Below are 13,623 nucleotides of genomic sequence, written 5' to 3'. Positions count from 1 at the left end.
AACTTTGAGGGACAACTTCTCCGGATTTTTATCGGGAGGTTGAGGGTTGGTTTTTTACTTTCCTGCACAGACCAAAGTTTTTTATACTGATAGCAGTGAAAATACTTTTTGTTACGGGTCTTCGACAAGCTCAGACTGACAATCGCAAAAAGATTGCAACGAATAGCAGGGCTACAATAACCGATTAGCATTAAACTTGCTTTTCAAAAAAATGTACACAATATTAAAAGCCCCTTTAGGGGTTTGGGGTTAAAAAATGAACAATACAATAAAAAATACTTTCGATTTTGAAAATGCTTTTAAGACTTTGGAGGGCGTTGTAAAACGTACGCCGCTGGAGTTCAATGAGGGATTATCGTTAAAATATAATGCAAATATCTATCTTAAAAGAGAAGATCTACAAATTGTACGTTCCTATAAATTGCGTGGCGCTTATAATAAAATCAGTGCGCTAAACGCTAATGCTTTACAAAATGGAATCGTGTGTGCCAGCGCAGGCAATCATGCGCAAGGAGTTGCTTACTCATGTAAAAAACTCGGCATTAAAGGTGTTATTTTTATGCCCGAAATTACGCCCAAACAGAAGATTAAACAGGTAAACATGTTTGGTGGTGATAATATTGAGATTGTTTTGGTTGGCGATACCTTTGATGATTGTTTAAAAGAAGCCTTGGTTTATTGCGAAGAAAAATCATCTACATTTATTCCCCCTTTTGATGACGAAAAAGTAATTGAAGGACAAGCCACCGTTGCGATGGAAGTTTTTCAGGATTTACCAGAGCTCGATGCTATCATTGTACCTGTTGGTGGTGGTGGTTTAGCATCGGGTGTAAGTTCCTATCTTCAAACGGTAAAGCCTGATGTTAAGATTTTTGGGGTTGAGCCAATGGGTGCTCCATCGTTAAGCGAAGCACTTAAAAATGGCGGCCCAATAACAGTTGAAAAAATTGAACGCTTTGTTGATGGTGCAGCTGTGAAAAGGATGGGTTGGATCACCTATAAATATTGTAAAGAGCTTTTGAGTTCTACATACCTAATTCCTGAAGGACAAATTTGCACCACAATTTTAAAGCTTTATAACGAAGATGCCATTGTGGTAGAACCTGCTGGTGCATTATCGGTTGCCGCTTTAGAGCAATTAAAAGATCAAATTAAAGGTAAAACTGTTGTTTGTATTGTTAGCGGTGGCAATAACGATATCGAGCGTATGCAAGAAATTAAAGAGAAATCTTTACTTTTTGAGGGCTTGAAACATTATTTCATTGTTCGTTTTCCGCAAAGACCAGGTGCGCTAAAGTTATTCGTAAATGAAGTTTTAGGTCCGCATGATGATATCACCCGTTTTGAATTTATCAAAAAAACCAACAAAGAAAATGGTCCGGCCTTAGTGGGTATCGAATTAACCGATAAGGATGATTATGCGAGCCTATTGCAACGCATGAAAGATTTTAAATTCGAAATTATCGAGTTGAACCAGGATCAAACTTTGTTTGAATATCTGGTTTAAGAATTAACTGCTCCGAAGAAATTCTTTGGAGCGGTTGAATTAAGATTCTTTAACTAAAATTTCTTTAGCCATAATCATGGGAACGCTAATACATTTTTTTTCCATGTAGTTCATTACGCGTTCCAAAACCTCCCGAGAAGCCTCGTCCATTTGACTAATCTCATCGGCAAAAACACCATTCAGAGCTGTGTTTTTAATTTCTTTTATTTTGCGTGGAACTTCTTGCATCGCCAATTCAATACGGCGCTGTTTTAAAACGGTGAAGAACTCAGTAATGTTGTTGTTGATAATATCTTCGGCATGAACCAGTTCATTATAGCGCTCCTGAATGTTTTTGCGGGCAACTTCTTTTAATGATTCTACTTCAATGTAATGAATCAGATTGTTATGAATAACCGCAGGTTCTACATCATTAGGTATTGCCAAATCAACAATCACCTTTTTGCCTGCATCGCCATTAAGTAATTTAGCATATAATTCTTCATTAATAATGGCTTCGGTGGAACCTGTACAAGTGATAATTACATCAAAACCTTCAGAAAAATTTTCTAATTCGGTAAGTGGATAAGCTTTACCATTCAATTCCTCTGCCAAAGCTTCGGCTTTTGAAAGTGTACGGTTAAAAATTGAAAAGTTGGAATATTTATGCTTATTAAGGTATTTTGCAATGTTCTGATTGGTTTCACCGGCACCAATAATTAAAACGCGTGAGTTGCCACACATATTTAATTCTTTAAGTTTGCGGTAGGCCAAAGAAACTACAGAAACAGGGTTTTTTGAAATGTTGGTGTGTGTGTAAACCTCTTTCGCAGTCTTCACTACCCTATCCATAATCATACGCATGTAATCGCCGGTAAAACCTGCATCGCGACAGTTTTCATAAGCTTTGCGTATTTGAGCAAGAATTTCCTTTTCGCCGACAACCAAACTTTCTAAAGAGCAAGAAGTTCTTAATAAATGATTAAAAGCTTCTTCGTTTTCGTAAACCGTTACATTATCGAGAAAACGTTCCATAAATTCTGCAGGCAAGCCCATGTCAAGCACTGTTAAAAATTTAGTTACAAATTCTTTATCGGTTTTTTCTTTGGTGAGGAAAACGAATTCGACACGGTTACATGTGCCAATGTAAAATATTTCGCTAACCGGAAGCTCTGCTTGAAGATTCTTCAATCTGCTATCTAAACTCTGATCACATATTACCAACTTCCCTAAAGATTTCAGGTCGATGTGATGGTGCGTAAAAGCTATTACCTTTAAATATTCCAAGTGCTCCGTTATTAACTATTATCGGGAAACAAAAGTAACATGGTTAGCGGTTGCGAACGTCATTAATCTGTAATTTACATCAATTTAGAACGGTTTTAAATAGACGTATTTAGCTGACAAAATCTGAAATTGGTTTTTGAAAAGCAAGGCAATGTTTCATTTTAATGTTCGTCCTGCTTTCCCCACAAGCACAATAAAACCTGTGATGACTGCAAGCATACCTTAAATAAATAAAAACAGATGCTTAAATTATGGCTTTTCGTTCAATCATGTTTAGATAATATAGCTCAGTGCATATAAATTAAAACTACCTCGCTATGCAAGGCATACCTACCTGAAAAATAAGTAGCTGAGTTTCATCATCGCTCAAATACTTAGATTGAAATATAACAAAAACATATTTCGTAGGTTTATAAATTGTACCAATTCCTTAAATAATGATTACACAAAATGATTTTAGCCTTAGCGGTTCAGATGGAAAATTAATTATTGGCGACATTACCTTCGATGATAAAAACCCAAATACACCTATTGTACTTTTTATCCATGGCTTTAAAGGTTTTAAAGATTGGGGCGCACATAATTTAGTTGCCCGATATTTTGCCGCGAACGGTTATCGTTATATTAAATTTAATTTATCGCATAGCGGTGTATCAACTGATCATCCAAATGATGTAAACGATTTAGAAACTTTTGCTAACAATACGTTTTCGAGAGAGCTATTTGATATAAACGCGGTACTAGATTTTATTGAAAAATCTTATGGCAGGCAAATCGAAGTGAATGTAATCGGGCACAGCAGAGGTGGCGGTTTAGCAATTATTGAGGCTGCAAATGATTTACGAATCAATAAATTGATTACCTGGAGTGCCATTTCGAGTTTTAATAGTTTGTGGAAAAAAGAGCAGGAAGCAGAATGGAAAACTACGGGAAAAATATATGTTACCAATGCTCGAACTAAGGAACAAATGCCCCTAAACGTTAACCTACTAAATGATTTTGAAGAAAATGCCGAAACACTTAATATAATTGAGGCGGCAAAACGCATCAATATTCCTTGGTTAATTGTTCAGGGAGATGATGATGTTAATGTTCCTTTTGATAATGCCCAAAAACTGGCTGATGCCAATCCAAACAGCAAGCTTATTAAAATTGAGGGCGCAAATCATGTTTATGGCGCATCTCAACCTTATGAAAAAGAAACCATACCACCACTTTTATTTAAAGTGTGCGAAAGGTTTTAACGTTTTTGGGGGAATAATAAATCCTCTGGCTTCACCATTTAAGGGATTGAAGATAATTTAATAAAAACGTGCTTATTGCTCCTAAATTCCTTTATGGTAAAGTTTTATGTTAGCAACAAATTTAATCATTGCCCCTACGCACAAACCCACGCATGTCGCTACCACTAGGACTCTGGAAAATTTCCAAATCAAAATAAGGAACCGCAGCAAGTAAATGATCAAAAATATCTGCTGCTACTTCTTCAAATTTTTTCAATCCTTTTTCTTTGGAAAACACATAAATCTCTATTGGTAATCCGTTTTCTGTAGCTTGTAACTGCCGAACCATAAAAGTTAAATCGGTATTGATATAAGGATTGCTTTCTAAGTATTTTTCTGCATAAACCCTAAAAGTTCCAATATTGGTCATGTGCCTTCCATTTACCAAATTGTTTGGATTTACCGTATTCTCTGCATTAAATGTTTCGATCTGGAGTTGGGTTTCCTTTAAATAATCTTTTAAGAAATCGATACTTTTCAGTCGGTTAATCAACTCTTCATCACAAAATTTAATACTCGAAATTTTAATATTGATGTGGCGTTTTATCCTTCTCCCCTCACTTTCTTCCATGGCCCGCCAATTTTTAAATGATTCACTAACAATGGCATAACTCGGTACAATGGTTACGGTTTTATCCCAATTACGAACTTTTATGGTGGTTAAATTAATTTCGGTTACTTCGCCATCAGCACCGTACTTTTCTACAGTAATCCAATCGCCCACCCGAACCAAATCAATGGCACTCATTTGCACTGATGCCACAAAGCCTAGAATGGGATCGCGAAATACCAATATAAAAACTGCCGTTACCGCACCAAAACCTCCAAAAATATATAAAGGTGATTGATTTAAAATAATGGATAAAATCAATACAAAACCAACAATATAAAATACAATTTTGGCTACCTGCTTGTAACTTCTGATGGGTTTATCAGCATATTTTCTGGAGGCTTCCATAATAGAAACCAATGCATTTAAAAAAGCATTTACGGCAAACATTACGGCAAGTACGATGTAGATTTTAGCTATGATTAATGCATAAAAAAGCCAAAGTTTGAAATCGATAAAGACAAATGGAACAACATTATAAATAATATATGCGCCAAAAATTAATGCAAAAGCCCTGAAAACACGAAATTCATAAAGTGCACTTTGCCAATTTGATTTTGTTTTAGCGCTTTTAACAACAGCAATAAACACCTGTCGGGTAACAAAAATGGTAATGAAAAGGAATAGCGTAACACCAATTAAACCGATAAAAAAATAGGCATAAATCAATTCGCCACCTGTCAATCCATTGCTTAACAACCAGTTTCTAAGTTCACTAAAAATATATTGAAATTCAGGAATGTTCATGGGAGGTAATTTAGATTTTATTAGTTAGTTATTAGATAATGTGTAATGTCGAAGAGATAATTAAGCAATTAGTTATTTTCGATTTGCCTTTCCACTTGGCTAAGCCTAAGCATTACATCTTCGTTCTACTTAAATCGGCCTAACAAATTTTTGGGCAATCATTATCCCTGTCACAGCACAAACTTTAAAACAAAATTTTAAGCCGACACTTTTGTGTTTTCACTAGTTTAAGTTTTTTAAATGTGTTCAAGCTTGCTTTGCAGGTCTTTTGGTGCCAAAAGAAAAAAGCCTGTCTGGCAAAGACAAATAAAAACTTTGTCCTCACACAACAAAATTAATTGAGGTATTAATGGTCTGTGAGGACACAAACCATGAGATAATCGAAAAAAGTTAACTTTTCTCTACCCAATTTCCATCACCCTTAATAATATCAATCAATTCATCTAAAGCAAAAGCAGTATTTACATTTTTCTTTACTACTTCTTGCCCACGATAAAGCGTAATTTTATCTGGCCCGGTTCCTACGTAACCATAATCAGCATCGGCCATTTCGCCAGGACCATTTACGATACAGCCCATAATGCCTATTTTTAAACCTTTTAAATGATCGGTACGCGAACGGATTAATTGAGTGGTTTCCTGCAAATCGAAAAGTGTTCTTCCACAACTCGGACAAGAAATATATTCCGTTTTGCTGATTCGTGTTCTCGTTGCTTGCAAAATCCCAAAACTGGTGGCATTTAATAATGCTAAATTTTGTCCCTGGGCATCAATCCAAATTCCATCGCCGAAGCCATCTGTAAAAAGTGCACCTAAATCTGTCGCCGCATAAAGCTGCAAATGATCAGCATCCAAGTCAGAGTAAGTTCTTCTAATAATTACCGGAGTTTGAATGTTTTTTTCTTGTAAGGCAACGAAGAATGCCCGTTGCTCAGCCATGCCGTGGTTTGCAGTGGTATTTAAAATAAAAACAACATTTATTAACTGATGAAGTGATAAATGATTAAACTGGGTAGCATCAATTTCTACGAAATTTAAATGTTCATCTTTAATAGTTGTATTATTAAATTCATCTAAAGAAAATACAGGATGGCAATTGTTTTTATCCTTTAAACCTAACCAGTTTTGGTAATTATAAATTTGCTTTAAGTTTCCAGGGAAAGAGAATGAGGGCAAGTTATCACCTAAGAAAACCAAATCACAAGCTTGATCTGCTAGATTGTATTTATCTAAACCAGCGCTGTAATTATAGCCCACAGCATTTAAAAAGTATGGATCTTTAAGGTTTTCCTTTGATACATCAATCATCACCACTGGATGATGGTGGCCGCCAATGTGCTGAACAGGCTCTGTTGTTCTACGGGAATATTGGTATGGACTGTAAGTTGGTGATTGTCCTTCGACAAGCTCAGGATGACATACGATAGTATTGCTTTCAACTTTCAACTTTTGACTTTCAACTCTATTCACATATCTATCAGCCAATGCTTTCGCCACAGGTGCTTCAAATTCTGGGTCTTCTGTTAACGAAACACGAATGGTATCGCCCAAACCATCTTCCAATAAAGTTCCAATGCCGACAGCTGATTTAATCCGACCATCTTCGCCATCGCCTGCTTCGGTTACGCCTAAATGCAAAGGATAATTCATACCCTCTTTTACCATCGTTTCAACCAATAATCTATAAGCCTGAACCATTACCTGGGTATTGCTGGCTTTCATAGAGATAACCAAATTGTAATAATTTTCAGCTTCGCACATGCGGATAAATTCCATTGCCGACTCCACCATTCCACGCGGTGTATCGCCATAATGGCTCATGATGCGGTCAGATAAAGAGCCATGGTTAGTACCTATACGCATAGCAGTGCCGTATTCTTTACAAATTTTAATTAGTGGAATGAATTTTTTATTGATTCGTTCTAATTCTGCTGTATAAGCATCTTGGGTATATTCCAGGTTTTCAAATTTCTTTTTATCAGCGTAATTGCCCGGATTTACACGAACCTTTTCTACTATTCTTGCTGCCATTTCCGCAGCGTTCGGAGTAAAATGTATATCGGCAATTAACGGAACATCGTATCCGCGGTAACGCAGTTCTTTTTTAATATTGGCTAAATTTTCGGCTTCTTTAATACTTGGAGCGGTAATACGAACGTATTCGCAACCAGATTCGACCATGCGAATGGTTTGTTCAACAGTTCCAATGGTATCCATGGTATCGGTAGTGGTCATTGATTGGATGCGAATGGGATTATGCCCACCCAAAGCAATGTCGCCAATCTTAACTTCGCGTGTTAGAAACCTTGAATAAGTGGTTAAACTATTACAATAACCACCTGCTAAATCATGCTTTACCGATAAATTTTCCATGCAATTGCAAAGATATAGATAGAATTTTGAATGAGAGAATTTTGAATAACAGAATGACTTTAAATCTATATCAACCTATCCTTTATTACCAGCGAATCTGCAGCAATATCGTGCCAACATTGATTTTTTTTGTTGAGGAAGCTGTACAAATAGCCGAAAAAAACAGGAATTACAGAGAAGATTTTAGATAGGTTTCTAGCCAAAGACCGACCAAATGATACCCTAGATCCTTCCAGATCTGTTACTTTAATATTGAGTAGTTTTTTACCAATTGTAGCTTGCGCTGTTGATGATTCGGCAATACTTCCGTATAAAAGTTTGAAAGCAAAAATAGAAGGAAATGGAATTAAAAAAGCCATTATGCGCTGATCTTTTCCTTCAATAAAAACAAAACTACATAAAATGATAACTGAATAAATACCAAAAATAATAAAGTGATCTATTACAGAAGCCAATAACCGCTGATCAAATGCGGCGAAATATTGCGGCGCTGTTTTTTGATATTTAAAACCCAAAAGCTCACGCAATTCTGGTATTGCGTGAGCTTCTTTATAATCATCCATTCCTGGTTTACGAATGAATGTATTTGGTTTAATTTCTAAATCTTTAAGTTGAGCTAAACTATATGGACCTTGCGGCTTTCCGTTAATTACAACTGTATATTCCATTGGTAGTAAGTTTTACGTGATAAGTTTCAAGTTGTAAGTTTGTAAAATTAAGATGCTTTGTTGATAAACTTACCAGATACTCTAATCTGTCAAATCTGCATCTTTAACTTATAACGTAAAACTTATAACTTAATACCTTGATACCTCAAAGCTACTCAATCCACCATCTAAATTGATAAAAATTTTATTGGTTGATGTTTTATAGTTTGATGTTTCATAAACGCCATCGCTTAATTTTTCAAAGCCGTCAAAATCTTTCGCAGATAAACCTGTTTTCGTTTTAATTCGACAACCAGAATTTGTTGGCACTTTAATTTTAACATCAGCTACGCCTGATTTTACGATCACATCGGTAATTGGTAGCAAATCTCCGAATTTGATATCCAACGCTGCTGCACCACCATCAAAGCGGAAGGTACGAACTTTGTAATCTGCAAAATCGAAGTTTGCTTCACCAGCGCCTAATTTCATCAATATATCCCAGTTGGCGGCTTTGTTTAATTTAAAATCTACATCATTGCCATTTTCGCCAAATTTCCATTTGCTTTTTCTATCATCCATGCTAAATGTTAGCACCGTAGCCGAATCAGTAATGAGTTTTTTCAGAGAGAAGTTACCATGTCTTTTTTTAACGTGAGCATTAATCAATTCAGAAGTTTCACCATCCAGATTGAATGAAATCCCTCCTCCTGATATATTCAAAACTGTTTTCTTGGCATTTTCTGCTGCCACGAATGGTTCGGTTAACTTTAAACTATTAAAGGCTGTATCATTATTATCGCTATCCTCATCGTTGTCATTGTCGTTATCATCAATGTTTATATCAACATCGTTTTTGAATTTATGTCCCCACCATCCATTTTTATTGGGCTCTTGCTGGCCTTTGTAAAATAAAAATGCCAATGCTACAACCAAAACACCAATAGAAACCATGCTGCCCATTTGCGAATTATTTCTGTTGAATAAAATATTTACACCAGCAATAATTAGGAATACAGGCCAAAAACCCCATACGTTTCTCCAGTAAAAATCAATGATTCCAAAGTTTTCCAATAGAAGTACACCGCCAATAAAAAGCAGTAAAATACCCCAAATTAATCTATCTAATTTCATAATGTTATGCTTGAGGGTGAGTGGTTGGTGTAGAATTGTTATCGTTTTTAGGTTCTTCTTCTACCACATTTGTTTCAGTAAAATCGGCAGCTTTTTTCTGTTCTTCCTGCGCTTGCTGGTTTTGGAATGCTGCCCATTCATTTTTCCTTTTAGATTTAGCGATAATGCCAATACCCAAAGCAATAAAAATTAGTGGCCACATGAACTTAAAGAAGTTACGTATGGTAAACCAATCGGGAATAAAATCAAGCTCCCGCATCAAAAAGATGCAGCCAATTACCAATAGAAGTAATCCCGCAACTGTTCTTCCTGCATCATTTGGCTTATTTATTTTACCAAAATCGGGCTGGGTTTCAAAAGGTTTTTTTTCACTTTCGTTTATTGGTTGAGACCAATTGGCATTACCTGCGCCTGTTGTTCCTCCAAAGGGATTTGCATTTCCAAATGGCGGCGTATTCGGATTATTTTTGTTGAAATAATCGTTAAATTTTGTGAATCTAACCGATGGGTCATTATTAACCGGAACGATAATCCACATCACGATATAAGCAATTAAACCAGCTCCTGCCATAAAGATGGTTGATAATACGAATAATAGCCTCACTATGGTAACCTCTACCTGCATATAATCTGCAAGTCCAGAAGCTACACCGGCAATCATCTTATCGTGTTCGTTTCTAAAAAGCTTCTTTTCCATAACGCTGTTCATTTTGTGTGTGTGTTTAAAAATTCAGCGGGGTAATTAAAACCTCATCAACATTTACCCCTTTACTTAAGTTTAAAATGGTGTATAAAGTTTCCGCAATATCTTCGGGTTGAACAAATTTTTCATCCGGAATAGTTGTTCCTTCCCATGATGAAGTTTTGGTTGAACCCGGCAAAAAAGCTGTTACTTTAACGTTGTGTGGTGCTAACTCTTGCCGCAATACATTGTTAAGACTTAACATCGCTGCTTTTGTTACACTATAGCTTCCACCATTTTCAACAGGCGTTTTACTGGCAACAGAACAGATGTTAAATATATGCCCATGCTGCGCTGTACGCATTAATTTACCAAAAAACTTACTCATGTAATAACAGGCATTAACATTTAGCAACTGCTGTTTTTCAAAAGTTTCATCAGCTTCATCCAACAGACTTCCGGGCAAATAAGTACCCACATTATTAACCAAAACATCCGTAAAACCAAAATCAGATTCTATTTCATTTAAAAACTGATAAACCGCATCCTTATCCGAACAATCTACAGCATATATTAAAACTGTTCTTCCAGTAATAAACAGTTCATCACGAAGTTCTTTAAGTTCTTTTAAACCTCTTGCCACTAGCGCCAAATGATAACCTTCTTGCCAAAGCTTAATGGCAATAGCCCTACCAATTCCTTTTGTTGCACCTGTTATTACAGCTTTCATAGTTTATTAATTAATTTTTGTTGACAAAAAACCATATTTATATTCGAAACCACGAATATTTTTGCAATTATCAAAGCGCTCCAACTTTTTTATCGTTTCTTTGTAGTATTATATAATGATCATTTAAATTAAGCAATACATACGGAATGAATTTTACCAATTTCGGCAGATACATCCTGCTACTTAAGTCTGTATTCAGAAAGCCGGAAAAACTGAAAATATATCTTAAAGAAATCGCCAAGCAAATGGATTATGTTGGTGTAGGTTCTTTAGGCCTTATTGCTATCATCTCTACATTCATTGGCGCTGTAATGACTTTACAAATTGCTTTCCAGCTCGTTAGTGATTTCATTCCAAAAACCATTATTGGTTCCGTAAACCGAGATTCGAGTATTTTAGAATTAAGCCCAACCATTAGCGCAATTGTTTTAGCAGGTAAAATCGGATCTGCCATTTCATCTGAAATTGGATCCATGCGTGTTACAGAGCAGATTGATGCTTTGGAAATTATGGGAATCAATGCACCCGGCTACCTCATTCTTCCTAAAATCATTTCAGGCATTACGATGGTACCTATGTTGGTAATCATTTCGATGTTTTTAAGTATCTCTGGTGGTTATATTGGCGGATCAATTTCTGGAGCTGTTACGCCTGCTGAATACATTCAAGGTATTACAACAGACTTTAATCCATATACTATTGTTGTGGCTTTGGTTAAGGCGTTTGTTTTTGGGTTCATTATTACATCTGTTCCGGCATACGAAGGTTTTTATGTTCGTGGTGGTGCACTCGAAGTTTCTCAAGCCAGTACAAGAGCAGTTGTAATCAGCTGTATTTCTATTCTTGTTTGCGATTATTTAGTTACTCAATTGTTATTGTAATGATCGAAGTTAAAGATATATACAAATCATTCTCCGGAAATGATGTTTTAAAAGGCATTTCTGGCAAGTTTGAAGAAGGTGTTACGAATTTAATTATTGGTGGATCTGGATCAGGAAAAACAACTCTGTTGAAATGTATGGTGGGTTTACACCAGCCAGATTCAGGATCGGTTTTATATGATGGGCGTGACTTTACCCCAATGACATACGAACAGCGTATTGAAGTGCGTAAGGAAATTGGAATGTTATTTCAGGGGTCGGCATTATTTGATAGCATGACAGTGGAGGATAATATTATGTTCCCCTTAAATATGTTTACCGATCAAACCAGGGCAGAGAAAATTGAACGCGTAAATTTTTGTTTGGAGCGTGTAAATCTGGCAGGCAAGAACAAACTGTTTCCGGCAGAACTTTCAGGTGGAATGAAAAAACGTGTGGGTATTGCCCGTGCCATTTCCATGAACCCTAAATATTTGTTCTGCGATGAGCCCAACTCAGGTTTGGATCCTAAAACATCCATCGTTATTGATGAATTGATTCAAGAATTAACAGAGGAATTCAAAACTACAACTATTGTGGTAACCCACGATATGAACTCTGTAATGGGTATTGGCGATTACATCCTGTTTTTACACGAAGGAAAGAAATTTTGGGAAGGCAGTAACAAAGAAATTGCCCATACTGATATTAAAGAATTAAACGATTTCGTTTTTGCCAGCCGCTTCATGAAGGCTGCAAAAGATAAGTTTTAAATATAATCGTCATTGCGAGGCACGAAGCAATCTCATTTGGATAATAATTTAATTAGATTGCTTCGTGCCTCGCAATGACGTACTACACAAAAAACACATGATACAATTATTAGCCCCAACTCATTGGAAAGATTATGAACTGATTGATTGCGGGGATTTTGAAAAACTAGAGCGTTTTGGAAATGCAATATTAATTCGCCCTGAACCACAAGCCGTTTGGAAAAAAACATTATCAGAACAGGAATGGAAAAAAACGGCAAATATCACTTTCAGAGGTCGCTCTGCAACTTCAGGTGAGTGGGTTAAAAAAAATCAAGCCATTCCAGATCGTTGGCATGTAGAATATAAAAATAATGAGGTGGCTATCAAACTTCGTTTGGGTTTAACTTCATTTAAACATGTTGGCGTTTTCCCCGAGCAGGCTGTAAACTGGGATTTTATTTCTTCATCGATCAAAAAATTTAAAACTCCACAACCAAAAGTATTAAACCTTTTTGCATATACTGGTGCTGCATCATTAATAGCAAATGCTGCTGGTGCAGAAACTACCCACGTAGATTCGATTAAACAGGTGGTAACTTGGGCAAATGAAAATCAGGAACTATCTGGATTAAAAAATACCCGCTGGATGGTAGAAGATGCATTGAAATTTGTTAAGAAAGAGCTCAAACGCGGCAAGAAATACAACGGAATTATTCTCGATCCACCAGCTTATGGACATGGGCCTAATGGCGAGAAGTGGAAACTAGAAGATCACATTCAGGAAATGATGCAAGATGTTGTTCAGCTCTTAGATGAAAAAGAACATTTTTTGATCTTAAATACTTATTCTTTAGGATTTTCTTCCGTAATTGTAGAAAATTTGATTCGCACATCATTCCCTAGCGTTAAAAATTTAGAAACCGGAGAACTTTATTTGCAAGCTACTGCAGGTGTTAAATTACCTTTAGGGGTTTTTGGCAAATTCTGTAATGTGTAAATGTTGATTACTTTATTTTAAACTATCCGTTT

Annotated in this window: 12 protein-coding genes; 5 read left to right on the top strand and 7 right to left on the bottom strand. The window is 36.1% G+C overall.

Annotated elements, in window-relative coordinates; genetic code table 11:
• Positions 1-256: 256 nt before the first annotated feature.
• Complete coding sequence (ilvA, locus tag LUA91_RS06045) at positions 257-1,507, top strand: threonine ammonia-lyase IlvA (RefSeq protein WP_231425120.1); 1,251 nt, start codon at positions 257-259, stop codon at positions 1,505-1,507.
• A 39-nt stretch (positions 1,508-1,546) separates the two neighbouring features.
• On the opposite strand, the gene hemA is transcribed toward ilvA, so the two are convergent.
• Entirely contained in the window at positions 1,547-2,773 is a 1,227-nt protein-coding gene (gene hemA / locus LUA91_RS06040; protein ID WP_231425119.1) for a glutamyl-tRNA reductase, read from the bottom strand.
• A 437-nt stretch (positions 2,774-3,210) separates the two neighbouring features.
• On the opposite strand from hemA, the gene LUA91_RS06035 reads away from it, so the two are divergent.
• Complete coding sequence (locus tag LUA91_RS06035) at positions 3,211-4,017, top strand: S9 family peptidase (RefSeq protein ID WP_231425118.1); 807 nt, start codon at positions 3,211-3,213, stop codon at positions 4,015-4,017.
• A gap of 121 nt (positions 4,018-4,138) precedes the next feature.
• On the opposite strand, the gene LUA91_RS06030 is transcribed toward LUA91_RS06035, so the two are convergent.
• The 6 genes from LUA91_RS06030 to LUA91_RS06005 form a co-directional block, all read right to left on the bottom strand.
• Positions 4,139-5,413 carry a mechanosensitive ion channel family protein gene (locus tag LUA91_RS06030; protein ID WP_231425117.1) on the bottom strand — a complete coding sequence of 425 codons (1,275 nt, stop codon included), beginning with the start codon at positions 5,411-5,413 and terminating at the stop codon, positions 4,139-4,141.
• A 390-nt stretch (positions 5,414-5,803) separates the two neighbouring features.
• Complete coding sequence (ispG, locus tag LUA91_RS06025) at positions 5,804-7,786, bottom strand: (E)-4-hydroxy-3-methylbut-2-enyl-diphosphate synthase (protein ID WP_231425116.1); 1,983 nt, start codon at positions 7,784-7,786, stop codon at positions 5,804-5,806.
• A gap of 65 nt (positions 7,787-7,851) precedes the next feature.
• On the bottom strand, positions 7,852-8,454 hold the full coding sequence (locus LUA91_RS06020; RefSeq protein ID WP_231425115.1) for an RDD family protein: 603 nt from the start codon (positions 8,452-8,454) through the stop codon (positions 7,852-7,854).
• Between the two features lie 129 nt (positions 8,455-8,583).
• Complete coding sequence (locus LUA91_RS06015; RefSeq protein ID WP_231425113.1) at positions 8,584-9,567, bottom strand: LiaI-LiaF-like domain-containing protein; 984 nt, start codon at positions 9,565-9,567, stop codon at positions 8,584-8,586.
• Positions 9,568-9,571: 4 nt separating this feature from the next.
• On the bottom strand, positions 9,572-10,264 hold the full coding sequence (locus tag LUA91_RS06010; protein WP_231425112.1) for a PspC domain-containing protein: 693 nt from the start codon (positions 10,262-10,264) through the stop codon (positions 9,572-9,574).
• Between the two features lie 25 nt (positions 10,265-10,289).
• Positions 10,290-10,979, bottom strand: coding sequence for an SDR family oxidoreductase (locus LUA91_RS06005; protein ID WP_231425111.1), 690 nt, complete (start codon positions 10,977-10,979; stop codon positions 10,290-10,292).
• A gap of 146 nt (positions 10,980-11,125) precedes the next feature.
• Between LUA91_RS06005 and LUA91_RS06000 the strand changes: the two genes are divergently transcribed.
• The 3 genes from LUA91_RS06000 to LUA91_RS05990 all read left to right on the top strand — a co-directional run bounded on the left by LUA91_RS06000 (position 11,126) and on the right by LUA91_RS05990 (position 13,591).
• Positions 11,126-11,860 carry an ABC transporter permease gene (locus tag LUA91_RS06000; protein WP_132403625.1) on the top strand — a complete coding sequence of 245 codons (735 nt, stop codon included), beginning with the start codon at positions 11,126-11,128 and terminating at the stop codon, positions 11,858-11,860.
• Positions 11,860-12,612 carry an ABC transporter ATP-binding protein gene (locus LUA91_RS05995; RefSeq protein WP_231425110.1) on the top strand — a complete coding sequence of 251 codons (753 nt, stop codon included), beginning with the start codon at positions 11,860-11,862 and terminating at the stop codon, positions 12,610-12,612. The genes LUA91_RS06000 and LUA91_RS05995 overlap by 1 nt, the downstream gene beginning before the upstream one ends.
• A 97-nt stretch (positions 12,613-12,709) precedes the next feature.
• Positions 12,710-13,591 carry a class I SAM-dependent methyltransferase gene (locus LUA91_RS05990; RefSeq protein WP_231425109.1) on the top strand — a complete coding sequence of 294 codons (882 nt, stop codon included), beginning with the start codon at positions 12,710-12,712 and terminating at the stop codon, positions 13,589-13,591.
• Positions 13,592-13,623 lie beyond the last annotated feature (32 nt).

The sequence above is a fragment of the Pedobacter sp. Leaf250 genome (assembly GCF_920984735.1).
In the GTDB taxonomy this organism is placed as follows: Bacteria; Bacteroidota; Bacteroidia; order Sphingobacteriales; family Sphingobacteriaceae; genus Pedobacter.
This window is presented reverse-complemented; position numbering and strand designations above follow the sequence as displayed.